Raw genomic sequence first — 25,204 nt, forward strand, 5'->3', positions numbered from 1 at the left:
AAGTTCGGCGGCATGCCCTTGGACCCGTCCTTCGCCGGTCGCAGCTATCCGCCGACCGCTTCTTACCAGGTCGGCCGCGAAAAGATTCGTGAGTTCGCGACTGCCATCGGTGCCGCCGACGACCTGCATCACGACCCCGAGGCCGCGCGCGCGGCGGGCTATGCCGACGTCGTCGCGCCGCCCACCTTCGCAGTCGTGATCACGATGGCGGCCAACCGCCAGATCGTCGACGACCCGGAGCTGGGCGTCGACTACAGACGTGTGGTGCACGGCGACCAGCGCTTCGAGTACACCCGGCCGATCGTCGCCGGTGATGAGCTGGTCTCCACCAACACGATCGAGGAGATTCGGTCGCGGGGCGGGCACGACTTCCTGACCATGCGCACCGACGTCGCGTCGGCATCCGGTGATCTGGTGGTCACGGCTTGGTCCAAGCTCGTCGTGCGCGGGGAGGGCTGACATGGAGCTGCCGGTTCAGACGTTTCGCGTGACCCGGGCCGACCTCGTCCGGTACGCGGGTGCCTCGGGTGACTTCAACCCGATCCACTGGAGCGAGCGGTTCGCCACCAAGGTCGGCCTTCCGGGCGTGATCGCGCATGGCATGTACACGATGGCGCTGGTCGGTCGCGCGGTGACCGCCTGGGCCGGGTCCGCGGACGCCGTGGTCGATTTCAGCGTGCGATTCAGCCGGCCGGTGCCGGTTCCTGACGACGACGAGGGCACCGAACTAGAGGTCCGAGGCGTGGTCAAGGGCCAGACCGAGGCGGGGCTGACGCAGATCGATGTCACCGCGACCTGCCGTGGCGAGAAAGTGCTGTCCCAGGCCAGAGCGTTGGTGCGCCGACCCGCCTAGCCCAGGTTGGGAAACTCAGGTGTCTACCCGTACACTGGTCCGCCGTGGGGTAGTAACCCCTGCCCGAGCGCGCCTCGGGCGGGTAACTGCCCCCACAGGGGTGTGGCGCAATTGGCAGCGCAGCGGTCTCCAAAACCGCAGGTTGCAGGTTCGAGTCCTGTCGCCCCTGCGCCTAAGGCCTGACCGGCCCCGGGGTTGGTCCCGCCGGCTGTAGCTGGTCGTGGTCCTTCCTCAGCCGGTGGGTCGCCGCCGCAGTACCCAACGACCCACGGAGGGCGAAGTGGCCGACAGAAATCGGCGCGACGACGACGATGCCGTCGACGACCTCGACGAGTCCTTCGACGACGCTGTCGACGACGACGCCGACGACGAGGATGACGCCGACGAGCCGGTCTCGCGCGGTGGCACCGCCACTCGGGCGCGCCCAAAGGCGGAGCCGACCGACAAGCCGAAGGCCAAGAAAGACGTCTCCCGGGTCGGAATCTTCGGGCGGCTGGTGCGGTTCGTCCGCGAGGTCGTGGCTGAGCTGCGTAAGGTCATCTGGCCGACGCGCAGGGAGCTGCTGACCTACACCGCAGTTGTGGTCGTGTTCGTCGCATTCATGCTGGCGATCGTGGCCCTGCTGGACTACGGGTTCGCCAAGGGCGTGCTGTTCGTCTTCGGCAACCAGGAATAACAACACGGAAGTGAGCGAGCGTGCCTGAGTACGACGAGACCGCTGAAATCGCCGACGAGCAGTCCTCGGTGGCCACCGCCGCCGACGACCGCGTCGTGGCCGACAGCGAGCCGGAGTACGCGCCGGTCGCAGAGCCGGACGGCGACTTCGACCCGGTCGCCGAGCTGCGCCAGAAGCTGCGCTACGCGCCGGGCGACTGGTACGTGGTGCACTCGTACGCCGGCTACGAAAACAAGGTCAAGACCAACCTCGAGACGCGCATCACGAGCCTCGACATGGAGGATTACATCTTCCAGGTCGAGGTACCGACCCGCGAAGAGGTCGAGGTCAAGAACGGCAAGCGCCTGCAGGTGCAGAACAAGGTCTTCCCCGGCTACATCCTGGTCCGCATGGAGTTGACCCCGGAGTCGTACTCCTGCGTGCGGAACACCCCGGGCGTCACCGGCTTCGTCGGTGCGACCGACCGTGCCGATCGCCCGGCGCCCCTGTCGCTCGACGAGGTGCTGAAGTGGCTGGCGCCGGCGGTCGAGACCGAGCAGAAGAAGGCCAAGCCCGAGGTCAAGGTGCTCGACTTCGAGGTGGGCGACTCGGTGACCGTCACCGACGGCGCGTTCGCGTCGCTGCCCGCGACGATCAGCGAGATCAACGCCGATCAGCAGAAGCTCAAGGTGCTGGTATCGATCTTCGGTCGTGAGACCCCGGTCGAGCTCAACTTCAACCAGGTCGCGAAGATCTAATCGGTCTGCGCTACGCTTGAACGTCGGCCTGCGGCCGCGTTGCCTGCATTCGGGCAAGGGTGCGAAGCGCCCGCCCGGGGAGATGATCCGTGCGCGCCCGCGGCCGCCAGTTTGTGTGCTGGCCGTGCGGCCGGCACGTCACCACCACCGCCCAGGAAGAGACATGCCTCCGAAGAAGAAGAAGCTCGTCAAGACGTTCACGCTTCAGCTCCCGGCGGGCCAGGCCACCCCGGCGCCGCCGGTCGGCCCGGCGCTCGGTCAGCACGGCGTCAACATCATGGAGTTCTGCAAGGCGTACAACTCCCAGACCGAGTCGCAGCGCGGCGACATCGTCCCGGCTGAGATCAGCGTGTACGAGGACCGCTCGTTCACGTTCGTGCTGAAGACGCCCCCCGCCGCCCGCCTGCTGATCAAGGCTGCTGGCGTGCAGAAGGGCTCCGGCGTCCCGCACACCGACAAGGTCGGCTCGGTCACCCGCGCCCAGCTGCGCGAGATCGCCGAGAAGAAGATGGCGGACCTCAACGCCAACGACGTCGAGCAGGCCGCGAAGATCATCGCCGGCACTGCCCGGTCGATGGGTATCACCGTCAAGGACTGAAAAGCCCGCTACGTGGGAGGGCCGCGCACCGGCCCGCCAATGACCACAGGAGAAACAAGCAATGCAGCGCAGCAAGAGCTACCGCAAGGCACTCGAGCAGATCGACCGCAGCCAGCTCTACACCCCGGTTGAGGCGATCAAGCTCGCCAAGGAGACGTCGCCGACCAAGTTCGACGCCACGGTCGAGGTCGCCATGCGCCTCGGCGTCGACCCCCGGAAGGCTGACCAGATGGTCCGCGGCACGGTCAACCTGCCGCACGGCACCGGTAAGACCGCCCGCGTGATCGTCTTCGCGGCAGGCGCGAAGGCGGAGGAGGCAGCCGCCGCTGGCGCCGACGAGGTCGGCACCGACGAGCTGGTCGCCCGCATTCAGGAGGGCTGGCTGGAGTTCGACGCGGCGATCGCCACGCCGGACCAGATGGCCAAGATCGGTCGGATCGCGCGGATCCTGGGCCCGCGCGGTCTTATGCCGAACCCCAAGACCGGCACGGTGACCATGGATGTCACCAAGGCGGTTACCGAGATCAAGGGCGGAAAGATCACCTTCCGGGTGGACAAGCACTCCAACCTGCACCTGATCATCGGCAAGGCGTCGTTCGCCGAAGACAAGCTCCTCGAGAACTACGCCGCCGTCCTCGACGAGGTGCTGCGGGTCAAGCCGTCCGCGGCCAAGGGCAAGTACCTGAGGAAGGTCACGGTCGCGACGACGATGGGGCCCGGCGTGCCGGTCGACCCCAACGTGACGCGTAACGTCGCCGAGGTCGAGAGCTAGTCGCCGTTCTCCGTCGATCAAGGGCAAATGCACGTGGTTCGATCTCAAATCCATGTGCATTTGCCCTTGATCGATACGATCTTCCTTGATCGACGCCCAGCCGGGGCGCCGCCCCCTCCAAACCAGAATCTGAGCTACCGCGATGTTCGTCGCGGTCCAGACCGCTGCTCCCGCGGCCTCACCCGCCGCGTGTGGTCGCGCTCACCCCTCTTCGTCGCCTCGCCGCCCGCGCTCAAGGTCCCGACGAAGTCGCTGATTTTTGTTGCCTCGACCGCACTCGAAGGCCGCAGTTTCATGGATCGCGCCGCAACGCGAGCGCGGGGCTGGAGACCGCGGAGGATGCGGCCGCGGGAGCAGCGATCCGGACCACGACGGGCATCGCGGTAGCCCACTATTTCTTGGAAGAGATCGACTACTCCCCAGGCGTTCCCACCGACGGCGCGGTCCCCTGTGATGGGGAACGCGCCGTTCGCGATTTGGAGGCACGCGGGGAGGCCGCGTATTCTTCGATCCGAAACTGGATGATGCAGGCAGGGATTCCCTGCGAGGCATCGTGCAGTTTCTAGAACCACCCGAAGACCGCTGGTCACCACGCATTGCGTGGTCGAAGGTCCCGCCTCGACGGGGCGACCCGCGCAGGGCGGTGTACGAACCGCGTGACCATGTCTCGCCCCGTGCGCCCCTTGCGCCGGGGCGTTTCTCGTTGTCGGGCCTGGCTGCACCAGCCTGGAGCAACGAGAGGAGGGACATGGCGGACAAGCCGGTTCGGGCCGACAAGGCCACCGCCGTCGCCGAGCTCACCGACCGCTTCCGCACCGCGGACGCGACCGTGCTGACCGAGTACCGCGGCCTCACGGTCGCGCAGCTCACCAAGCTGCGGCGCACCCTGGGCAAGACCGCGTCGTACTCGGTGGCGAAGAACACCCTGGCGAAGCGGGCTGCGGCAGAGGCGGGGATCAGCGGACTCGACGAGCTGTTCACCGGTCCTACCGCGCTCACCTTCGTCTCCGGCGATGTCGTGGAAGCGGCGAAGGGCCTGCGCGAATTCGCGAAGGCCAACCCGCATCTGGTCATCAAGGGCGGCGTTTTCGAGGGCAAGGCGATCTCGGCGGCCGAGGTCAACAAGCTCGCCGACCTCGAGTCCCGTGAGGTGCTGCTGGCCAAGCTGGCCGGCGCCATGAAGGCGAACCTGAGCAAGGCCGCGGCCCTGTTCCAGGCTCCGCTTACCAAGACCGCTCGTCTGGCGGCTGCCCTGCAGGAAAAGCGCGAACAGGAATCCACAGCCGCGTAAGCGGCCTACCCGAAGGAAAGGACGCCAGACATCATGGCGAAGCTCAGCACCGACGAGCTGCTCGACGCGTTCAAGGAGATGACGCTGATCGAGCTCTCCGAGTTCGTGAAGCAGTTCGAGGACACCTTTGACGTCAAGGCCGCCGCGCCGGTAGCCGTTGCCGCCGCCGCCCCGGGCGCCGCGCCGGCCGAGGCCGAGCCGGAGCAGGACGAGTTCGACGTCGTCCTCGAGTCGGACGGTGGCAAGAAGATCCAGGTCATCAAGGTCGTGCGTGAGCTGACCGGCCTGGGCCTGAAGGAGGCCAAGGACGTGGTCGAGGCCGCGCCGAAGGCCATCCTGGAGAAGGTCAACAAGGAGACCGCCGAGAAGGCCAAGACCAAGCTCGAGGGCGAAGGCGCCAAGGTCACCCTCAAGTAGGTTTTCGAAGAGCGCCGAGCGTTCTTCGCAGAACAGCGCGAAAGGCGCCGTCCGGACAGGGCGGCGCCTTTTTCGTATCGCGACACGCCGGGGACACGCCGGGCAAAGTGCCTGATCAGCCGCGAGGATGGTGACGTGGCGCCGATCACGGCAGTCCGACCCGCGGCAGAACCCTTGACGCAGCGTTTGCTGACAGGCACGCTGACATCAGCAAGTCCTTCCGCACTTGCAACGGCCACCGGTCGGGCGGCAGCGCTTGAGATCGCAAGATCGCAACGCTGTCGGCGTCTGGCCGGCACACCGCGGTTAGCGCCGCGTTCTGAGCGGCCCGGAGGCACCGCAGAGGTGTTGATGGGAGCGTTCCGCGACGCGCTGCCGTAAGGTGGGCTGGGTGGGTGGACAGCGGTTAGCCGCTCGGCTACACTGCTAGTTTGCGCTGCCTTCCGACTTCAGCCCTGCCCGGAATGTCCGAAACTGGCCTTCTGGATCGGGTCCAGTCGGGGTGCGCGCGCAACGGCCGTTTTGCAGCACCGGTCCTCGGAAGGACGCATCTTGGCAGCTTCCCGCCCTGCGAAGACCAGTCGTACGTCGAGCGCATTCGCTCCGCGCCGAGTTTCATTCGGCAGGATCACTGAACATCTCGAGGTCCCCAACCTCCTCGCCATCCAGAACGAGTCTTTCGACTGGCTGGTCGGCAACGAGGGCTGGCAGGGCCGGTCGGCTGACGACCCGCACGCCCGCTCTGGTCTCGCGGAGATCCTCGAAGAGATTAGTCCTATTGAGGACTTCTCGGGCACCATGTCCCTTTCCTTCTCCGCCCCGCGCTTCGACGAGGTCAAGGCCTCGATCGAGGAGTGCAAAGAGAAGGATCTGACCTACTGCGCGCCACTGTTCGTGACCGCGGAGTTCACCAACAACACCACTGGCGAGATCAAGAGCCAGACGGTGTTCATGGGTGACTTCCCGATGATGACGCCCAAGGGCACCTTCATCATCAACGGCACCGAGCGCGTCGTGGTCAGCCAGCTCGTCCGGTCTCCGGGCGTCTACTTCGACAAGCAGCCGGACAAGACGTCCGACCGCGACCTCTCCAGCGTCAAGGTCATCCCGAGCCGGGGTGCCTGGCTGGAGTTCGACATCGACAAGCGCGACACCGTCGGTGTCCGCATCGACCGTAAGCGCCGCCAGGCCGTCACGGTCCTTCTCAAGGCCATCGGCTGGACCGCAGAGCAGATCCGCGAGCGGTTCGGTTGGTCCGAGCTCATGATGACCACCCTGGAGAAGGACCACATCGCCGGCGTCGACGAGGCGTTGCTGGACATCTACCGCAAGCTGCGGCCGGGTGAGCCGCCGACGCGGGAAAACGCGCAGACCTTGCTCGACAACCTCTTCTTCAACCCGAAGCGGTATGACGTCGCCAAGGTCGGCCGGTACAAGTTCAACAAGAAGCTCGAGGTCGAAGTACCGATCACCACGGGCGTCCTCACCGTCGAAGACATCGTGGCGACGGTCGAGTACCTCTGCCGGCTGCACGCCGGTGAGGAGGGGTACGAGGCCGACGACATCGACCACTTCGGCAACCGCCGCCTGCGCACCGTCGGCGAGCTGATCCAGAACCAGGTTCGGGTCGGTCTCTCCCGGATGGAGCGGGTCGTCCGCGAGCGGATGACCACCCAGGACGTCGAGGCGATCACGCCGCAGACCCTGATCAACATCCGCCCGGTGGTGGCGGCGATCAAGGAGTTCTTCGGCACGTCGCAGCTCTCGCAGTTCATGGACCAGACCAACCCCCTGGCGGGCCTGACCCACCGCCGGCGCCTCTCGGCGCTGGGCCCCGGTGGTCTGTCCCGTGAGCGGGCCGGCTTCGAGGTCCGTGACGTGCACCCGTCCCACTACGGCCGGATGTGCCCGATCGAGACGCCGGAAGGCCCGAACATCGGCCTGATCGGCGCGCTCTCCACCTTCGGGCGCGTCAACCCGTTCGGTTTCATCGAGACGCCGTACCGGAAGGTCGAAAACGGTCGGGTCACCGACCAGATCGACTACCTGACGGCCGACGAAGAGGACCGGTTCGTCAAGGCCCAGGCCAACGCTCCGTTGAAGTCCGACGGCACGTTCGCCGAAGACCGGGTGCTGGTCCGCCGGAAGGGCGGCGAGGTCGACTACGTCGTCCCGGCCGCCGTCGACTACATGGACGTCTCGCCGCGCCAGATGGTGTCGGTCGCGACCGCCATGATCCCGTTCCTCGAGCACGACGACGCCAACCGGGCGCTCATGGGCGCCAACATGCAGCGCCAGGCGGTGCCGCTGGTCAAGGCCGAGTCGCCGCTGGTGGGCACGGGCATGGAGTACCGTGCCGCGGTCGACGCCGGTGACGTGGTGGTCGCCGAGGTCGGTGGCGTGGTCGAGGACCTGTGTGCCGACTACGTGACGGTGCACCAGGACGACGGTCACCGCCGCACCTACCTGCTGCACAAGTTCCGCCGCTCCAACGCGGGCTCCTGCGTCAACCAGAAGCCGGTCGTGTTCGAGGGTGACCGGGTCGAAGCCGGTCAGGTGATCGCCGACGGTCCGTGCACCGACGAGGGCGAGATGGCGCTCGGGCGCAACCTGCTCGTGGCGTTCATGTCCTGGGAGGGGCACAACTACGAGGACGCGATCATCCTGTCGCAGCGCCTGGTGCAGCAGGACGTGCTCACCTCGATCCACATCGAGGAGCACGAGGTCGACGCCCGCGACACCAAGCTGGGCCCGGAAGAGATCACCCGTGACATCCCGAACGTCAGCGAGGAGATGCTCGCTGACCTCGACGAGCGCGGCATCATCCGGATCGGCGCCGAGGTCGTCCCCGGCGACATCCTGGTCGGCAAGGTCACGCCCAAGGGCGAGACGGAGCTGACCCCGGAAGAGCGGCTGCTGCGGGCGATCTTCGGTGAGAAGGCGCGCGAGGTGCGTGACACCTCGCTGAAGGTGCCGCACGGCGAGACCGGCACGGTCATCGGCGTACGCACCTTCTCCCGGGAAGACGGCGACGAGCTGCCTCCGGGCGTCAACGAGCTGGTCCGGGTCTACGTGGCCCAGAAGCGCAAGATCCAGGACGGTGACAAGCTCGCGGGCCGCCACGGCAACAAGGGCGTCATCTCCAAGATCCTGCCGGTCGAGGACATGCCGTTCTTGGAGGACGGCACGCCCGTCGACATCGTGCTCAACCCGCTGGGTGTGCCGAGCCGTATGAACATCGGTCAGGTCCTCGAGACCCACCTTGGCTGGATCGCCAAGACGGGTTGGAAGGTCGAGGGCGAAGACACCGACTGGAAGCGCGCTCTGGCTTCCATCGGGGCCAGCGAGTCCGAGCCGGGCACCAACGTCGCGACGCCGGTGTTCGACGGTGTGAAGGAAGCCGAGATCACGGGTCTGCTCGCCAGCTCGCTGCCCAACCGGGACGGCGTGCAGCTTGTCGGCGGTTCGGGCAAGGCCCGGCTGTTCGACGGGCGCTCCGGTGAGCCGCTGCCCGACGCGATCGCGGTCGGCTACCTGTACATCCTCAAGCTGAACCACCTGGTCGACGACAAGATCCACGCTCGGTCGACCGGCCCGTACTCGATGATCACGCAGCAGCCGCTGGGTGGTAAGGCGCAGTTCGGTGGCCAGCGGTTCGGCGAAATGGAGTGCTGGGCCATGCAGGCCTACGGCGCCGCGTACGCCCTCCAGGAGTTGCTGACGATCAAGTCCGACGACGTCCTCGGCCGGGTGAAGGTGTACGAGGCGATCGTCAAGGGCGAAAACATTCCCGAACCGGGCATCCCGGAGTCGTTCAAGGTGCTGCTCAAGGAGCTGCAGTCGCTGTGCCTCAACGTCGAGGTGCTGTCCAGCGACGGCGTCGCCTTGGAGATGCGCGAGACCGACGACGAGGTCTTCCGGGCCGCGGAGGAACTCGGCATCGACCTGTCCCGGCGTGAGCCGAGCAGCGTCGAGGAAGTCTGAACCGTGGTGCCGGAGCGGGCGACCGCTCCGGCACCANNCCCCCCCCCCCCCCCCACGACAAGGCCTAGAACCCACCCTGCAACACGAAATACGAGGGATAGGACCAAGTGCTCGACGTCAACTTCTTCGACGAGTTGCGCATCGGCCTGGCCACCGCTGACGACATCCGCCAGTGGTCGCACGGCGAGGTCAAGAAGCCCGAGACCATCAACTACCGCACGCTCAAGCCGGAAAAGGACGGGCTCTTCTGCGAGAAGATCTTCGGTCCTCAGCGGGACTGGGAGTGCTACTGCGGTAAGTACAAGCGGGTCCGCTTCAAGGGCATCATCTGTGAGCGCTGCGGCGTCGAGGTGACCCGCTCCAAGGTGCGGCGTGAGCGGATGGGCCACATCGAGCTGGCCGCGCCGGTCACCCACATCTGGTACTTCAAGGGTGTCCCCAGCCGGCTCGGCTACCTGCTCGACCTGGCTCCCAAGGACCTCGAAAAGATCATCTACTTCGCGTCGTACGTGGTCACCGGTGTGGACACCGAGGCCCGGCACCGCGACATGTCGACGATCGAAAACGAGCTTCTCGCCGAGAAGCGGCAGTCGGAAAACAGCCGCGACTCCGAGATCGAGAAGCGGGCCGCCAAGCTCGAGGCCGACCTGGCCGAGCTGGAGGCCGAGGGCGCCAAGGCCGACGTGCGGCGCAAGGTCAAGGAGGCTGGCGAGCGCGAGATGCGCCAGATCCGTGACCGGGCCCAGCGCGAGATCGACCGGCTCGACGAGGTGCTCGACACGTTCCGCAAGCTCGAGCCCAAGCAGCTGGTCACCGACGAGCTGCTGTACCGCGAGCTGCGCGACCGGTTCGGCGAGTACTTCAACGGCGCCATGGGTGCCGAGGCGATCAAGGCCCTGCTCGAAAACATGGACCTGGACGCCGAGGCCGACAACCTGCGCGAGATCATCCGGTCCGGCAAGGGCCAGCGGAAGATCCGGGCGCTCAAGCGGCTCAAGGTCGTCGCGGCGTTCCTGAACACCCGCAACTCGCCGCTCGGCATGGTGCTCGACTGCGTACCGGTGATCCCGCCGGACCTGCGTCCGATGGTGCAGCTCGACGGTGGCCGCTTCGCGACCTCCGACCTCAACGACCTGTACCGCCGCGTGATCAACCGGAACAACCGCCTCAAGCGACTGATCGACCTCGGCGCGCCCGAGATCATCGTCAACAACGAGAAGCGGATGCTGCAGGAGGCCGTCGACGCGCTGTTCGACAACGGTCGCCGTGGCCGTCCGGTCACCGGTCCGGGTAACCGCCCGCTCAAGTCGCTGTCCGACATGCTCAAGGGCAAGCAGGGCCGGTTCCGCCAGAACCTGCTCGGCAAGCGCGTCGACTACTCCGGCCGTTCGGTCATCGTGGTCGGCCCGCAGCTCAAGCTGCACCAGTGCGGCCTGCCCAAGCAGATGGCGCTGGAGCTGTTCAAGCCGTTCGTGATGAAGCGCCTGGTCGATCTCAACCACGCGCAGAACATCAAGTCGGCGAAGCGCATGGTCGAGCGCCAGCGCCCGGTCGTGTGGGACGTCCTGGAAGAGGTCATCGGGGAGCACCCGGTGCTGCTCAACCGGGCACCGACCCTGCACCGCCTCGGCATCCAGGCGTTCGAGCCGCAGCTCGTCGAGGGCAAGGCGATCCAGATCCACCCGCTGGTCTGCACCGCCTTCAACGCCGACTTCGACGGTGACCAGATGGCGGTACACGTGCCGCTGTCCGCCGAGGCGCAGGCCGAGGCGCGGATCCTGATGCTGTCGTCGAACAACATCCTCAAGCCGGCTGACGGCAAGCCCGTCACCATGCCCACGCAGGACATGGTCATCGGGCTGTACTACCTGACCCACCTGAAGCCGGAAGGCAAGGGCAAGGGCCGGGAGTTCAGCTCGGACGCCGAGGCGCGGATGGCCTTCGACAACGGCGAGCTGCAGCTGGGTACGCCGATCCGGATCCGGTTGCGAGGTGTGGTCGAGGTCGACAACGGCGTCGGCGGTGCCGAGTGGACCCCGCCGGAGGGCTGGACCCCCGGCGAGCAGCTCATCGTCGACACCACGATGGGGCGTGTCCTCTTCAACGAGACCCTGCCCCAGGGCTACCGCTACGTGAACTACGAGATCCGCAAGAGCCAGCTCTCGGCGATCGTCAACGACCTCGCCGAGCGGTTCCCGAAGGTGGCGCTGGCCGCGACGCTCGACGCGCTCAAGGAAGCTGGCTTCCACTGGGCGACCTGGTCCGGCGTGACCATCGGCATGGAAGACGTCATCGCTCCGGCGCGTAAGCCCGAGATCATGGAGCGGTACGAGAAGGAAGCCGAGCGGATCGACAAGCAGTACCAGCGTGGTCTGATGACCGCGGAGGAGCGCCGCGGCGAGCTGATCGAGATCTGGACCAAGGCGACCAACGAGGTTTCCAAGGAGATGGAGACCTCGCTGCCGCAGGAGAACCCGCTGTGGGTCATGATCAACTCTGGCGCTCGCGGTAACCTGCTCCAGCTCCGTCAGATCGCGGCGATCCGTGGCCTGGTGGCCAACCCCAAGGGTGAGATCATCCCGCGGCCGATCAAGTCGAGTTACCGCGAGGGCCTGTCGGTGGTGGAGTACTTCATCTCCACGCACGGTGCCCGCAAGGGTCTGGCCGACACCGCTCTGCGTACCGCCGACTCGGGTTACCTGACCCGTCGTCTGGTCGACGTGTCGCAGGACGTGATCATCCGCGAGGAAGACTGCGGCACCGACCGCGCCATCACGATGGCGGTCGGCCAGGTCATCAACGGTGATCTGCAGGTGCACGAGCACGCCGAGACCGGTGTGCACGCCCGCACCCTGGCCGACGACATCAAGGGCCCCGACGGCGCCGTCGTGGCCGAGCGCGGCAACGACCTCAACTCGATCCTCGTCGACCGGCTGGTCGCCGCGGGTGTCGAGAACGTCCGGGTACGCAGCGTGCTTACCTGCGAGTCGAAGCTGGGCGTCTGCGCGGCCTGCTACGGCCGGTCGCTGCCGACCGGTAAGACCGTCGACGTCGGCGAGGCGGTCGGCATCATCGCCGCCCAGTCCATCGGTGAGCCTGGCACGCAGCTGACGATGCGTACCTTCCACACCGGTGGTGTCGCCGGTGAGGACATCACCCAGGGTCTGCCGCGTGTGCAGGAGATCTTCGAGGCCCGGGTGCCCAAGGGCAAGGCGCCGATTGCCGACACCCCGGGGCGCATCCGGATCGAAGATGGCGAGCGCTCGCGGAAGATCATCGTGGTGCCCGACGACGGCAGCGACGAGATCGTGCACGACAAGATCTCGAAGCGCGTCCGCCTGCGAGTGCACGACGGCGACCACGTCGAGGTCGGCGAGAAGCTCACCGAGGGCACCATCGACCCTCACGAGCTCCTGCGCATCCTCGGCCCGCGCGCGGTCCAGGTCCACCTGACCCAGGAGGTCCAGGAGGTCTACCGCTCGCAGGGTGTGCTCATCCACGACAAGCACATCGAGATCATCATTCGGCAGATGCTGAAGCGCGTCACGGTGATCGACTCGGGCTCCACCGAGTTCCTGCCGGGCGTCCTGGTCGACCGGGCGGTCTTCGAGTCGGAGAACCGCCGGCTCGTGGCCGAGGGTGGCGAGCCCGCCGCCGGTCGTCCGGTGCTCATGGGTATCACCAAGGCGTCGCTGGCGACCGACTCCTGGCTCTCGGCGGCCTCCTTCCAGGAGACCACCCGGGTGCTGACCGACGCGGCGATCAACGCGCGTAGCGACTCGCTGATCGGTCTCAAGGAGAACGTCATCATCGGTAAGCTCATCCCGGCCGGTACGGGCATCAGCAAGTACCGCAACATCCGGGTCGAGCCCACCGAGGAGGCCAAGGCCAAGGTGTACTCGATGACCGGGTACCCGGAGACCGACTACGGGTTCGGGCCGGCCAGCGGCCAGGCTGTGCCGCTGGACGACTTCGACTTCGGGTCGTACCGGTAAAGAGCTGTTGGTCAAAGAGGCGCCCCGCACTGTTTCAGTGCGGGGCGCCTCCGCTTTGTAGGCTTGTGGCGTGGTGACGTCGCCGGCCCTGCGCCATCCGATGGATCCGGAGCCGGTGCGCTCCACCAAAGCCGGCACCGTGTTCGCGCTCGGCCTGATCGGGCTCCTCACCGGCCCGATGGTCGGCGGGGTGGTGCCAGCCACCATCGCGCTCGTCCTGTCCATGCAGGCGCGCCGCGAGGCGTACGCCTCCGGGGGCTATCTGACCGGCGGCGCGTGGCTGCGCCGCGGTGAGCGGCTGGCCTGGGCCGGCATCGCGCTGGCCGCGATCACCGTGGTGATCGCGCTGATCATCGGCGTGGTTGACTTCGCGGGCAGCCCAGCCGGGCGCGACTTCAGCCCGACGGTCGACTAGGGGGACAGATGAGTACCGACGGGGCGCCGCCGGACGGGGCTCCGACCCCTACAGATCCGCCCACGGCGCCGCTCTCGCCTGGGCCGGCGGGGTCGACAGACCCGGCACCGGCGCCATCTGCCCAGCCGCTGGCGCCGGAGCTGGCGTGGTCGACGGATTCGCCGTGGTCAGTAGGTGCGGTTCCGCCTCCAGTGCCGCAGCCTGTCCCGACCGCCGGGTGGTCCGGCGCCGCTGGGCCGCCGCACCTCGGCGCACCGGGCCAGGTGGCAGCGGCAGAGCCGCCCGGCGCGCCGCCGCGGCCCGTTCCGCCGCCGCCGCGCGAGGCATGGGCGCGGCCGCGCAAGGTCGAGGCCGTGCCGGGCACCAGCTTCGCCCTGGTACACCTCGACGTCCCGCCGGTCACCTCTGGGCTGGCGGTCGGCGCGCTGGTGGCAGGCATCGTGTCCATCCTGGTTTCGTTCGTCGTCGGCTGCTTTGGTCTCGCCGGCGCGCAGGACGGCTGGGGCGTCTGGGTTGGTGGGGCGTTCGCTCTGGTGGCCGCCGTCACGGGAGGCGCCGGCGTCGTGCTCGGCTGGCTGGGCATGCGCCAGATCCGGCAGGTGGCCCCACCGCCAGCGATCCGCTTCACCGGCCGCGGCGTCGCGATCTCCGGCATTGCCTGCGGCGCTACCGGCCTGGGCCTGACCGTGCTGGGCTTGGCGATGGCCGCCCTGATCCAGGCGGCCTCCTAGCACCTGCCCGCGGGCCGGCGGGTGTGGGCGGGGGATGGGTGCCCCGGGCCGGTGGGGGTGGATCGGGGCGAGGTACACTTGTCAACTGGAGTCGTCCGCCGGTGGGTGGGATGGGGAAGAGGGAGTCCTCCGTTTTGACCTGTGCGCTCACGGTGGGTACTCTTTCCCCTCGTGCCCGGGCTTGCCCGGGCAATCCGTGCGTGCGCCCTTAGAGGGTCGCCGCACGACAACGAGACAGCCCGGTTCACGCGTCAGCGTGCGCCGGAACCGTGTGCCGGACGACACGCCCGACCGCGGGTGCCGGAGAAGCCCGCGAGGGCCGACCCGGAAGCACGACAGAAGGCACACAAAAAGAAGCAAGCAAGGGAGCGGAGAGACCCCGGTGCCCACGATCCAGCAGTTGGTCCGCAAGGGCCGTCAGGCGAAGACGAGCAAGACCAAGACGCCGGCGCTGAAGGGAAGCCCTCAGCGGCGCGGTGTGTGCACGCGCGTCTACACCACCACCCCGAAGAAGCCGAACTCGGCGCTGCGCAAGGTCGCTCGTGTGAAGCTGAGCAGCCAGATCGAGGTGACCGCGTACATCCCGGGCGTCGGCCACAACCTGCAGGAGCACTCGATCGTGCTCGTCCGCGGCGGCCGGGTGAAGGACCTCCCCGGCGTGCGGTACAAGATCGTCCGTGGTTCGCTGGACACGCAGGGCGTCCGCAACCGCAAGCAGGCCCGCAGCCGCTACGGCGCGAAGAAGGAGAAGAGCTGACATGCCGCGTAAAGGCCCCGCTCCGCGCCGGCCGCTGGTCGCGGACCCGGTGTTCAACTCGCCGCTGGTCACCCAGCTGATCAACAAGATCCTGATGCGTGGCAAGCGTCAGCTCGCCGAGCGGATCGTGTACGGCGCGCTCGAGGGCTGCCGTGAGAAGACCGGCACCGACCCGGTCGTCACGCTGAAGCGCGCGATGGACAACGTCAAGCCGACCCTCGAGGTACGCAGCCGCCGTGTCGGTGGCGCGACCTACCAGGTTCCCGTCGAGGTGCGTCCGCCCCGGGCGACCACCCTGGGCCTGCGGTGGCTGGTGACGTACTCGAAGGCGCGTCGCGAGAAGACCATGATCGAGCGCCTGCAGAACGAGCTGCTCGACGCGAGCAACGGCCTCGGTGCCGCCGTGAAGCGGCGCGAGGACACGCACAAGATGGCGGAGTCCAACAAGGCCTTCGCTCACTACCGCTGGTAACCACAGCGGTCACCGACGAGACGAAGAAGTAGGGATTATCGTGGCTGCCGCCGACAACGCGCTCGCCAAGCTTCGCAACATCGGCATCATGGCGCACATCGACGCCGGTAAGACCACCACGACCGAGCGGATCCTGTTCTACACCGGCATCACGTACAAGATCGGTGAGGTCCACGAGGGCGCCGCCGTCATGGACTGGATGGAGCAGGAGCAGGAGCGGGGCATCACCATCACTTCCGCCGCCACCAAGGTGGAGTGGAAGGGTCACCCGATCAACATCATCGACACGCCGGGCCACGTCGACTTCACGGTCGAGGTGGAGCGCAACCTCCGCGTGCTCGACGGTGCGATCGCGGTGTACGACGGTGTGGCGGGTGTCGAGCCGCAGACCGAAAACGTCTGGCGCCAAGCGGACAAGTACAACGTCCCGCGGATGTGCTTCGTCAACAAGCTCGACCGCACGGGTGCCGACTTCTTCCGCTGCGTGCAGATGATGATCGACCGGCTCAACGCCATCCCGCTGGTGCTCCAGATCCCGATCGGCCTCGAAGGCGACCACATCGGCGTCGTCGACCTGATCGGGATGCGCGCGCTCACCTGGCGCGGCGAGACCATGAAGGGCGAGGACTACGCGGTCGAGGAGATCCCGGCCGACCTTGCCGACGACGCCGCCCTGTGGCGCGACAAGCTGCTCGAGACGCTCGCTGACGTCGACGACGCGATCATGGAGAAGTACCTCGAGGGTGAGGAGCTCTCCGGCGACGAGATCAAGGCGGGCATCCGCCGGGCTACCGTCGCTGGCAAGGCCAACCCGGTGCTGTGCGGTTCGGCGTTCAAGAACAAGGGCGTCCAGCCCATGCTCGACGCCGTCATCGACTACCTGCCGTCGCCGCTCGACATCCCCGCGATCGAGGGCACCGCGACGGACGGCGAGACGCCGCTGCTGCGGAGGCCGTCGGTGAGCGAGCCGTTCTCCGCGCTGGCCTTCAAGATCCAGACGGACAAGCACCTCGGCAAGCTGACGTACGTGCGGATCTACTCCGGCAAGCTGGAGTCCGGTTCCCAGGTGATCAACTCCACCAAGGACCGCAAGGAGCGCATCGGCAAGATCTACCAGATGCACGCCAACAAGCGTGAGGAGAAGTCGTCGGCGCAGGCCGGTGACATCATCGCCGTGCAGGGTCTCAAGCAGACCACCACCGGTGACACGCTGTGCGACCCCGCCAACGCGGTGATTCTGGAGTCGATGACCTTCCCCGAGCCGGTCATCCAGGTGGCGATCGAGCCGAAGACCAAGGCCGACCAGGAGAAGCTGGGCACCGCGATCCAGCGTCTCGCCGAGGAAGACCCGACGTTCCGCGTCGCCAATGACGAAGAGACCGGCCAGACCGTGATCTCCGGCATGGGCGAGCTGCACCTCGACATCCTCGTCGACCGCATGCGTCGCGAGTTCAACGTCGAGGCCAACATCGGCAAGCCGCAGGTCGCGTACCGCGAGACGATCCGCCGCAAGGTGGAGAAGGTCGAGTACACGCACAAGAAGCAGACCGGTGGCTCCGGTCAGTACGCGAGCGTCATCATCAGCATCGAGCCCCTGCCGCTCGACAATGACTCTCCGACGTACGAGTTCCAGAACTCGGTCACCGGTGGTCGCATCCCCAAGGAGTTCATCCCGTCGGTGGACGCCGGTGCCCAGGACGCCATGCAGTACGGCATCCTCGCCGGCTACCCGCTGGTCGGTGTGAAGCTGACCCTGGTGGACGGCAAGTACCACGAGGTTGACTCGTCCGAGATGGCGTTCAAGATCGCCGGTTCGATGGTGCTCAAGGAAGCGGCCCGCAAGGCCGACCCGGCACTGCTCGAGCCGATGATGGCCGTTGAGGTCACCACTCCTGAGGAGAACATGGGTGACGTCATCGGCGACCTCAACTCCCGCCGGGGCATCATCCAGGCGATGGAGGAGCGCGGGGGTGCCCGCGTCGTCCGCGCCCTAGTTCCCCTGTCGGAGATGTTCGGCTACGTCGGCGACCTGCGGTCGAAGACCCAGGGCCGGGCGAGCTACAGCATGCAGTTCGACTCCTACGCCGAGGTTCCGCAGAACGTCGCGAAGGAAATCATCGCCAAAGCAACAGGCGAGTGAGAGCTGCGCTAGACCGGGCCTGATGGCCGCACAGTTGCAAGACCAAGCGTACGAACCAAGAAGTCCACAGGAGGACACCAGTGGCGAAGGCGAAGTTCGAGCGGACTAAGCCGCACGTCAACATCGGCACCATTGGTCACATCGACCACGGTAAGACGACGCTGACCGCGGCCATCACCAAGGTCCTGCACGACAAGATGCCCGACCTGAACCCCTACACGCCGTTCGACGAGATCGACAAGGCGCCGGAGGAGAAGGCCCGCGGCATCACGATCTCGATCGCGCACGTCGAGTACCAGACCGAGGCGCGCCACTACGCGCACGTCGACTGTCCTGGTCACGCCGACTACATCAAGAACATGATCACCGGTGCCGCCCAGATGGACGGCGCGATCCTGGTGGTCGCGGCGACCGACGGCCCGATGCCGCAGACCAAGGAGCACGTGCTCCTGGCCCGCCAGGTCGGCGTTCCCTACATCGTCGTGGCGCTCAACAAGAGCGACATGGTCGAGGACGAGGAACTGCTCGAGCTGGTCGAGCTCGAGGTCCGCGAGCTGCTGAGCACGTACGAGTTCCCGGGCGACGACGTCCCGGTCGTGCGCGTGTCGGCGCTCAAGGCCCTCGAGGGCGACGCCGAGTGGACCGAGAAGCTCATGGAGCTGATGGGCGCGGTCGACACCGCGATCCCGCAGCCCGAGCGTGAGACCGAGAAGCCGTTCCTCATGCCCATCGAGGACGTCTTCACGATCACCGGTCGCGGCACCGTGGTGACCGGTCGCGCCGAGCGCGGCATCCTCAAGCCGAACGAGGAGGTTGAGATCGTCGGTATCCGCGAGAAGTCGATCAAGACCACCTGCACCGGCATCGAGATGTTCCGCAAGCTGCTCGACGAGGCTCGCGCTGGCGAGAACGTCGGTCTGCTCCTGCGTGGCGTCAAGCGCGAGGACGTCGAGCGCGGCATGGTGGTCGTCAAGCCGGGCACCACGACCCCGCACACGGAGTTCGAGGCGACCGTCTACATCCTCTCCAAGGAGGAGGGTGGCCGGCACACCCCGTTCTTCCAGAACTACCGGCCGCAGTTCTACTTCCGCACCACCGACGTCACCGGTGTCGTCACGCTGCCCGAGGGCACCGAGATGGTCATGCCGGGCGACAACACCTCGATGACCGTGAAGCTCATCCAGCCCATCGCTATGGACCTGGGTCTGAAGTTCGCGATCCGCGAGGGTGGCCGCACCGTCGGCGCCGGTCAGGTTACCAAGATCATCAAGTGAGCTGGGTAACCCGATTGGACCTGCTGTACGCGAGTACGGCATACTAGTCAGGTTGCGCTTTGCGCGGGGTGGCCGGCTGCCCATTGCAGCCGGCCATCCTCGCGGGTGGCCGGGGGTTTGATACGCCCGGTACCTCGAACCCCGCACCAACCAGATCGCCTCGTTCGCACGGGGCGGAGCCTGGCCAAGGGGCGCGACACGCCCGACCGCGGGGGTCGGACAAGGGGTGCGAAGCCCCTCACCACAGCGGCATCGAGAGAAGGAAACAGAAGCCACCATGGCGGGACAGAAGATCCGCATCCGGCTCAAGGCCTACGACCACGAGGTCGTCGACTCCTCGGCGCGCAAGATCGTGGAGACGGTGACCCGTACCGGTGCTCAGGTCGCGGGCCCGGTGCCGCTGCCAACGGAGATCAACCGTTTCTGCGTGATCCGTTCGCCGCACAAGTACAAGGACTCGCGCGAGCACTTCGAGATGCGCACGCACAAGCGTCTGATCGACATCATCGACCCGACCCCCAAGACGGTCGACTCGCTCATGCGTCTCGACCTGCCGGCTGGCGTCGACATCGAGATCAAGCTGTAGGGACTGCGAACTCATGGACAGGCAAGTGAAGGGCATCCTGGGCGCCAAGCTCGGCATGACCCAGGTCTGGGACAACGGCCGCGTCGTCCCGGTGACCGTGGTTCAGGCCGGCCCTTGTGTCGTGACCCAGGTCCGCACCCCCGACAAGGATGGCTACTCGGCGATCCAGCTCGCGTTTGGCGCGATCGACCCCCGCAAGGTGAACAAGCCGGAGTCCGGCCACTTCGCCAAGTCGGGTGCCGCGCCGCGCCGGCACATCGTCGAGCTGCGCACGACCGACGCGAGCGAGTACGAGCTGGGGCAGGAGGTCACCGTCGAGGCGTTCGAGTCCGGCGCGCTGATCGACGTCACCGGCAAGACCAAGGGCAAGGGCTTCGCGGGTGTGATGAAGCGTCACGGCTTCCACGGCCTGCGCGCGAGCCACGGTGTCGAGCGCAAGCACCGCTCGCCCGGCTCGATCGGCGCCTGCGCCACCCCTGGCCGCGTCTTCAAGGGTGTTCGGATGGCTGGCCGCATGGGCGGCGTCCGGTACACCGTGCAGAACCTGACGGTGCAGCGGGTCGAGTCTGACGACAACCTGCTGCTGATCAAGGGCGCGATCCCCGGCCCGAAGGGTGCGCTCGTGTTCGTGCGCTCCGCGGCCAAGGCGCCCGCGAAGGGTGGTGCGGCGAAGTGACCACGGTTGGCGTTCTGACCCCCGAGGGCACCACGGCCGGCTCCGTCGAGCTGCCGGGCGACGTCTTCGACGTGCAGGCGAACATCCCGCTGATGCACCAGGTCGTCGTCGCCCAGCTCGCGGCCGCGCGCCAGGGCACGCACAAGGTCAAGACCCGCGGTGAGGTCGCCGGTGGCGGCAAGAAGCCGTACAAGCAGAAGGGCACCGGCCGCGCCCGTCAGGGCTCGATCCGGGCGCCGCAGTTCGCCGGCGGTGGCGTCGTGCACGGCCCCGTGCCGCGCGACTACAGCCAGCGGACCCCCAAGAAGATGAAGGTGGCCGCCCTGCGCGGTGCGCTGTCCGACCGGGCCCGCGAGGGGCGGGTGCACGTGGTCCAGGCCTTCATCGGCGGCGAGAAGCCGTCGACCAAGGAGGCGCTGAAGACCCTGCGCACCGCCACCGAGCGCGCCCGCGTCCTGGTCGTGCTGGGTGCGGAAGACGAGCTGAGCTGGCTGTCGCTGCGCAACCTCGCCGGCAACGGCGTCCACGTGCTCGACGCGGGTCAGCTCAACACGTATGACGTGCTGGTCTCCGACGACGTCGTGTTCACCAAGGACGCTCTCGACGAGTTCCTGGGCCGGGGCGCCAGCCAGGCCGAGACCAGCGAGGAGGCGGACAAGTGACCACCATCGCGGATCCGCGCGACATCATCGTCGCGCCGATCGTTTCGGAGAAGAGCTACAGCGTCCTCGACCAGAACTGGTACACGTTCCTGGTCCACCCGGACGCGAACAAGACCCAGATCAAGATCGCTATCCAGCAGATCTTCAACGTCCGGGTCCTGACGGTCAACACCGCCAATCGCGAGGGCAAGCGCAAGCGCACCCGCACCGGATGGGGCAAGCGCAAGGACACCAAGCGGGCGCTGGTGAAGCTGGCTGACGGTGACCGCATCGAGGCCTTCGGCGGCCCGGTCAGCTAAGGGGTTGTCTAAAAATGCCGATTCGTAAGTACAAGCCGACGACGCCGGGCCGCCGTGGCTCCAGCGTTGCCGACTTCGCTGAGATCACCCGGTCCACGCCGGAGAAGTCGCTCCTGGCTCCGTTGCCGAAGAAGGGCGGCCGCAACGCCCACGGCAAGATCACCACGCGGCACCAGGGCGGCGGCCACAAGCGGCAGTACCGCCTGATCGACTTCAAGCGGGTCGACAAGGACGGTGTGCCGGCGAAGGTCGCGCACATCGAGTACGACCCCAACCGCACCGCCCGCATCGCACTGCTGCACTACGCCGACGGCGAGAAGCGCTACATCATCGCGCCGAAGGACATCAAGCAGGGCGACCGGATCGAGTCCGGCCCGGGCGCCGACATCAAGCCGGGTAACAACCTGCCGCTGCGCAACATCCCGGTGGGTACCCAGATCCACTGCGTGGAGCTGCGTCCCGGCGGTGGCGCCAAGATGGCCCGCTCGGCCGGTGTCGGCATCCAGCTGCTCGGCCGCGAGGGCGCGTACGCCACGCTCCGGATGCCCTCGGGCGAGATCCGTCGCGTCGACGTGCGCTGCCGCGCGACCGTTGGCGAGATCGGCAACGCCGACCAGTCAAACATCAACTGGGGCAAGGCCGGCCGTATGCGCTGGAAGGGCAAGCGCCCGACCGTCCGCGGTGTCGCCATGAACCCGGTCGACCACCCGCACGGTGGTGGTGAGGGCAAGACCTCTGGTGGTCGCCACCCGGTGAACCCTCAGGGCAAGCCCGAGGGCCGCACCCGCCGCAAGGGCCAGCCGAGCGACCGGCTGATCGTCCGCCGTCGTTACGCCAACCGGAAGCGGGGTTAACCCATGCCGCGCAGTCTCAAGAAGGGCCCGTTCATCGACGACCACCTGCTCAAGAAGGTGGAAGTCCAGAACGAAAAGGGCTCCAAGAACGTCATCAAGACCTGGTCTCGGCGTTCGACGATCATCCCCGAGATGCTCGGGCACACGATCGCCGTTCACGACGGCCGCAAGCACGTCCCGGTGTTCGTCACCGAGTCGATGGTCGGGCACAAGCTCGGCGAGTTCGCGCTGACCCGCACGTTCAAGGGTCACGAGAAGGACGACCGCAAGAGCCGCAGGCGCTGAGCGGGCAAACGGATTAGGGATCAAGGGGTTTACAGCGATGCCAGTTAAGGGCGACGCTCCGGTACTCCCGGGCGCCCGGGCGGTTGCACGCCACGTGCGTATCTCGCCGACCAAGGCGCGCCGGGTGGTCAACCTCGTCCGCGGTTTGCCCGCGCAGGAGGCGCTCACGGTGCTGAAGTTCGCGCCGCAAGCCGCGAGCGAGCAGGTCTACAAGGTCCTCGCCAGCGCGATCGCGAACGCCGAGAACAACGAGCGGCTGGACCCCGACGCGCTGCTCGTCAGCGAGGCGTACGTCGACGAGGGTCCGACGCTCAAGCGGTTCCAGCCGCGGGCGCAGGGCCGCGCGTACCGGATCCGCAAGCGCACCTGCCACATCACGATCGCGGTCGAGGCCGTGGCGCCCTCGGCGCCGGGTCCTCGCAAGGCTGCTAACAAAGCCGCGGCCAAGGCGGCCGAGCCGGCCGCCGAGACGAAGCCGGCCGAGACCAAGGCCGAGGCTGCCGAGGAAGGGACCGAGTAATGGGTCAGAAGGTTCACCCGCACGGGTTCCGGCTCGGCATCTCGACCGACTGGAAGTCCCGCTGGTACGCGGACAAGCTCTACAAGGACTACATCGCGGAGGACGTCAAGATCCGCCGGATGATGTCCAAGGGGCTTGAGCGTGCCGGCATCTCGAAGGTCGACATCGAGCGGACTCGCGACCGGGTGCGCGTCGACATCCACACCGCCCGGCCGGGCATCGTCATCGGCCGCAAGGGCGCTGAGGCCGACCGCATCCGTGGCGAGCTGGAGAAGCTGACCGGCAAGCAAGTGCAGCTCAACATCCTCGAGGTGAAGAGCCCCGAGTCGGACGCCCAGCTCGTCGCGCAGGGCGTGGCCGAGCAGCTGTCCAGCCGGGTCAGCTTCCGCCGGGCGATGCGTAAGGCCATGCAGTCCGCGATGAAGAACCCGATCGTTCGGGGCATCCGGGTGCAGGTCTCGGGCCGCCTGGGCGGCGCCGAGATGAGCCGCACCGAGTTCTACCGCGAGGGCCGCGTGCCTCTGCACACCCTGCGGGCCAACATCGAGTACGGCTTCTTCGAGGCGCGTACCACCTTCGGCCGGATCGGCGTGAAGGTCTGGATCTACAAGGGTGACGCCGTGCCGGGTCGCGAGGCTCCGGCCGAGGCGGGCCCGCCGCGTCCGCGCCGCGACCGTGGTGACCGTCCCGACCGTCCGCGTCGTGGCCGTTCCGGTTCGTCGGGCACGACCGCCGGCGGCACCGAGGCGGGTCGTGCCGCGGCTGCGGCTTCCGCCGCGGCCGCCGAGCAGACCGCGCCCGCCGCGGAGGCTGCGCCCGCTACGGCGCCGAGTGAGCAGCAGGAGGGCTGACACATGCTGATGCCGCGTAAGCCCCCGAAGGGCTTCCGCAAGCCGCACCACCCGTCGCGTACGGGTGCGAGCAAGGGCGGCAACCGGGTGGTCTTCGGCGAGTTTGGTATCCAGGCTCTGGAGCCCGCCTACGTGACGAACCGGCAGATCGAGTCGGCGCGTATCGCGATGACCCGTCACATCAAGCGTGGTGGCAAGGTCTGGATCACGGTCTTCCCGGACCAGGCCCTGACCAAGAAGCCTGCCGAAACCCGGATGGGTTCCGGTAAGGGTTCGCCGGAGTGGTGGGTCGCCAACGTCAAGCCGGGACGGGTGCTCTTCGAGATGTCCTTCCCGAACGAGACGATCGCGCGAGAGGCGATGCGCCGCGCGATCCACAAGCTTCCGATGAAGTGCCGCATCGTGACGCGCGAAGTGGGTGAAGTCTGATGGCAGCGGGCACCAAGGCCGCTGAGCTGCGCGAGCTTCCGGACGAGGAGCTCGTGGCGCAGCTGCGGGAGGCCAAGGCGGAGCTGTTCAACCTCCGGGTGCAGAACGCGACCGGTCAGCTTGACAACAACCGCCGGCTGCAGGTCATCCGTCGGGAGATCGCCCGGATTTACACGATCATGCGTGAGCGTGAGCTGGGGCTCTCGGCCGCGCCGACTGAGGTGACTGCGTCATGAGCGAAAACACTGTGCAGCGCAACCAGCGCAAGGTCCGCGAGGGCCTCGTCGTGAGCGACAAGATGGACAAGACCGTGGTCGTCGAGGTCGAAGACCGGGTCAAGCACCCGCTGTACGGCAAGGTCATCCGCCGTACCAGCAAGCTGAAGGTGCACGACGAGCAGAACGCGTGCGGCATCGGCGACCGCGTGCTGCTGATGGAGACCCGCCCGCTGTCCGCTACCAAGCGGTGGCGGGTCGTGGAGATCCTCGAGAAGGCCAAGTAGCAAAGCCGACCGTTCCGCCAAGCTCCCTGGGAGAACTGGCAGACATAGGAGTTTGACGTGATTCAGCAGGAGTCGCGACTGCGCGTCGCCGACAACACGGGTGCTCGGGAAATCCTGTGCATCCGGGTTCTCGGTGGCTCGGGTCGGCGCTACGCCGGCATCGGCGACGTCATCGTGGCCACGGTCAAGGACGCGATCCCCGGGGCGGGTGTCAAGAAGGGCGACGTCGTCAAGGCGGTCGTCGTGCGCACCGCCAAGGAGAAGCGGCGGCCCGACGGGTCGTACATCCGCTTCGACGAGAACGCGGCCGTCATCATCAAGGACGGCGGCGACCCCCGCGGCACCCGTATCTTCGGCCCGGTTGGGCGCGAGCTGCGGGACAAGCGGTTCATGAAGATCATCTCGTTGGCACCGGAGGTGCTCTAACC

General features: G+C 67.2%; 28 protein-coding genes and 1 tRNA gene. All 29 read left to right on the forward strand.

What is annotated here, in order from left to right:
- The first annotated feature begins 12 nt into the window (after window positions 1-12).
- The 29 genes from QMG73_RS15825 (at window position 13) to rplN (ending at window position 25,202) form a co-directional block, all read left to right on the forward strand.
- The gene (locus tag QMG73_RS15825; protein WP_281896174.1) at window positions 13-459 is read left to right on the forward strand and encodes a MaoC family dehydratase N-terminal domain-containing protein; all 447 of its coding nucleotides are present in this window, start codon (window positions 13-15) and stop codon (window positions 457-459) included.
- A gap of 1 nt (window position 460) precedes the next feature.
- Window positions 461-853 (forward strand): MaoC family dehydratase, encoded by a 393-nt coding sequence (locus QMG73_RS15830; protein WP_281896176.1) that lies wholly within the window; start codon window positions 461-463, stop codon window positions 851-853.
- 96 nt (window positions 854-949) lie between these two features.
- A tRNA-Trp gene (locus QMG73_RS15835) sits at window positions 950-1,022 on the forward strand.
- A 111-nt stretch (window positions 1,023-1,133) separates the two neighbouring features.
- Window positions 1,134-1,529: a preprotein translocase subunit SecE gene (gene secE / locus QMG73_RS15840; RefSeq protein WP_281896179.1), complete on the forward strand. Its 396-nt coding sequence runs from the start codon at window positions 1,134-1,136 to the stop codon at window positions 1,527-1,529.
- A 20-nt stretch (window positions 1,530-1,549) separates the two neighbouring features.
- Window positions 1,550-2,266: a transcription termination/antitermination protein NusG gene (gene nusG / locus QMG73_RS15845; protein ID WP_281896180.1), complete on the forward strand. Its 717-nt coding sequence runs from the start codon at window positions 1,550-1,552 to the stop codon at window positions 2,264-2,266.
- Between the two features lie 163 nt (window positions 2,267-2,429).
- The gene (rplK, locus tag QMG73_RS15850) at window positions 2,430-2,864 is read left to right on the forward strand and encodes a 50S ribosomal protein L11 (protein WP_281896181.1); all 435 of its coding nucleotides are present in this window, start codon (window positions 2,430-2,432) and stop codon (window positions 2,862-2,864) included.
- A 61-nt stretch (window positions 2,865-2,925) separates the two neighbouring features.
- Window positions 2,926-3,636: a 50S ribosomal protein L1 gene (rplA, locus tag QMG73_RS15855; protein WP_281896183.1), complete on the forward strand. Its 711-nt coding sequence runs from the start codon at window positions 2,926-2,928 to the stop codon at window positions 3,634-3,636.
- Between the two features lie 748 nt (window positions 3,637-4,384).
- On the forward strand, window positions 4,385-4,927 hold the full coding sequence (gene rplJ, locus QMG73_RS15860; protein ID WP_281896185.1) for a 50S ribosomal protein L10: 543 nt from the start codon (window positions 4,385-4,387) through the stop codon (window positions 4,925-4,927).
- Window positions 4,928-4,960: 33 nt separating this feature from the next.
- A complete protein-coding gene (gene rplL, locus QMG73_RS15865; protein ID WP_281896187.1) occupies window positions 4,961-5,344 on the forward strand; it encodes a 50S ribosomal protein L7/L12 in 384 nt (127 codons plus the stop codon).
- 552 nt (window positions 5,345-5,896) lie between these two features.
- Complete coding sequence (gene rpoB / locus QMG73_RS15870; protein ID WP_281896189.1) at window positions 5,897-9,328, forward strand: DNA-directed RNA polymerase subunit beta; 3,432 nt, start codon at window positions 5,897-5,899, stop codon at window positions 9,326-9,328.
- Window positions 9,329-9,435: 107 nt separating this feature from the next.
- A complete protein-coding gene (locus QMG73_RS15875; protein WP_281896191.1) occupies window positions 9,436-13,323 on the forward strand; it encodes a DNA-directed RNA polymerase subunit beta' in 3,888 nt (1,295 codons plus the stop codon).
- A gap of 100 nt (window positions 13,324-13,423) precedes the next feature.
- Window positions 13,424-13,738 carry a hypothetical protein gene (locus QMG73_RS15880; protein WP_281896597.1) on the forward strand — a complete coding sequence of 105 codons (315 nt, stop codon included), beginning with the start codon at window positions 13,424-13,426 and terminating at the stop codon, window positions 13,736-13,738.
- A gap of 191 nt (window positions 13,739-13,929) precedes the next feature.
- Window positions 13,930-14,469: a phage holin family protein gene (locus QMG73_RS15885; protein ID WP_281896192.1), complete on the forward strand. Its 540-nt coding sequence runs from the start codon at window positions 13,930-13,932 to the stop codon at window positions 14,467-14,469.
- 382 nt (window positions 14,470-14,851) lie between these two features.
- A complete protein-coding gene (gene rpsL / locus QMG73_RS15890) occupies window positions 14,852-15,226 on the forward strand; it encodes a 30S ribosomal protein S12 (protein WP_014440718.1) in 375 nt (124 codons plus the stop codon).
- 1 nt (window position 15,227) lies between these two features.
- Entirely contained in the window at window positions 15,228-15,698 is a 471-nt protein-coding gene (gene rpsG, locus QMG73_RS15895) for a 30S ribosomal protein S7 (protein ID WP_281896197.1), read from the forward strand.
- A gap of 34 nt (window positions 15,699-15,732) precedes the next feature.
- Entirely contained in the window at window positions 15,733-17,838 is a 2,106-nt protein-coding gene (gene fusA / locus QMG73_RS15900) for an elongation factor G (protein WP_456107251.1), read from the forward strand.
- Window positions 17,839-17,918: 80 nt separating this feature from the next.
- The gene (tuf, locus tag QMG73_RS15905; protein WP_281896202.1) at window positions 17,919-19,112 is read left to right on the forward strand and encodes an elongation factor Tu; all 1,194 of its coding nucleotides are present in this window, start codon (window positions 17,919-17,921) and stop codon (window positions 19,110-19,112) included.
- A gap of 277 nt (window positions 19,113-19,389) precedes the next feature.
- Entirely contained in the window at window positions 19,390-19,698 is a 309-nt protein-coding gene (gene rpsJ / locus QMG73_RS15910; protein WP_007073037.1) for a 30S ribosomal protein S10, read from the forward strand.
- Between the two features lie 13 nt (window positions 19,699-19,711).
- Window positions 19,712-20,374 carry a 50S ribosomal protein L3 gene (gene rplC / locus QMG73_RS15915; RefSeq protein WP_281896217.1) on the forward strand — a complete coding sequence of 221 codons (663 nt, stop codon included), beginning with the start codon at window positions 19,712-19,714 and terminating at the stop codon, window positions 20,372-20,374.
- The gene (rplD, locus tag QMG73_RS15920) at window positions 20,371-21,036 is read left to right on the forward strand and encodes a 50S ribosomal protein L4 (RefSeq protein ID WP_281896218.1); all 666 of its coding nucleotides are present in this window, start codon (window positions 20,371-20,373) and stop codon (window positions 21,034-21,036) included. The genes rplC and rplD overlap by 4 nt, the downstream gene beginning before the upstream one ends.
- On the forward strand, window positions 21,033-21,335 hold the full coding sequence (rplW, locus tag QMG73_RS15925) for a 50S ribosomal protein L23 (RefSeq protein WP_281896220.1): 303 nt from the start codon (window positions 21,033-21,035) through the stop codon (window positions 21,333-21,335). Before rplD ends, rplW begins: the two co-directional genes overlap by 4 nt.
- A gap of 14 nt (window positions 21,336-21,349) precedes the next feature.
- Window positions 21,350-22,189 carry a 50S ribosomal protein L2 gene (gene rplB / locus QMG73_RS15930; protein ID WP_265248388.1) on the forward strand — a complete coding sequence of 280 codons (840 nt, stop codon included), beginning with the start codon at window positions 21,350-21,352 and terminating at the stop codon, window positions 22,187-22,189.
- 3 nt (window positions 22,190-22,192) lie between these two features.
- Window positions 22,193-22,474: a 30S ribosomal protein S19 gene (gene rpsS / locus QMG73_RS15935; RefSeq protein ID WP_281896223.1), complete on the forward strand. Its 282-nt coding sequence runs from the start codon at window positions 22,193-22,195 to the stop codon at window positions 22,472-22,474.
- A gap of 37 nt (window positions 22,475-22,511) precedes the next feature.
- A complete protein-coding gene (rplV, locus tag QMG73_RS15940) occupies window positions 22,512-22,994 on the forward strand; it encodes a 50S ribosomal protein L22 (RefSeq protein ID WP_281896225.1) in 483 nt (160 codons plus the stop codon).
- Window positions 22,994-23,845: a 30S ribosomal protein S3 gene (gene rpsC, locus QMG73_RS15945; protein WP_281896227.1), complete on the forward strand. Its 852-nt coding sequence runs from the start codon at window positions 22,994-22,996 to the stop codon at window positions 23,843-23,845. The genes rplV and rpsC overlap by 1 nt, the downstream gene beginning before the upstream one ends.
- Before the next feature lie 3 nt (window positions 23,846-23,848).
- Window positions 23,849-24,274 (forward strand): 50S ribosomal protein L16, encoded by a 426-nt coding sequence (rplP, locus tag QMG73_RS15950; protein ID WP_281896230.1) that lies wholly within the window; start codon window positions 23,849-23,851, stop codon window positions 24,272-24,274.
- A complete protein-coding gene (gene rpmC, locus QMG73_RS15955) occupies window positions 24,274-24,510 on the forward strand; it encodes a 50S ribosomal protein L29 (RefSeq protein ID WP_281896231.1) in 237 nt (78 codons plus the stop codon). Before rplP ends, rpmC begins: the two co-directional genes overlap by 1 nt.
- On the forward strand, window positions 24,507-24,776 hold the full coding sequence (rpsQ, locus tag QMG73_RS15960) for a 30S ribosomal protein S17 (RefSeq protein WP_281896232.1): 270 nt from the start codon (window positions 24,507-24,509) through the stop codon (window positions 24,774-24,776). Before rpmC ends, rpsQ begins: the two co-directional genes overlap by 4 nt.
- A gap of 57 nt (window positions 24,777-24,833) precedes the next feature.
- Window positions 24,834-25,202 carry a 50S ribosomal protein L14 gene (gene rplN / locus QMG73_RS15965; RefSeq protein WP_089244879.1) on the forward strand — a complete coding sequence of 123 codons (369 nt, stop codon included), beginning with the start codon at window positions 24,834-24,836 and terminating at the stop codon, window positions 25,200-25,202.
- Window positions 25,203-25,204 lie beyond the last annotated feature (2 nt).

Source organism: Phytohabitans aurantiacus (assembly GCF_027923225.1).
Taxonomy (GTDB): Bacteria; Actinomycetota; Actinomycetes; order Mycobacteriales; family Micromonosporaceae; genus Phytohabitans; species Phytohabitans aurantiacus.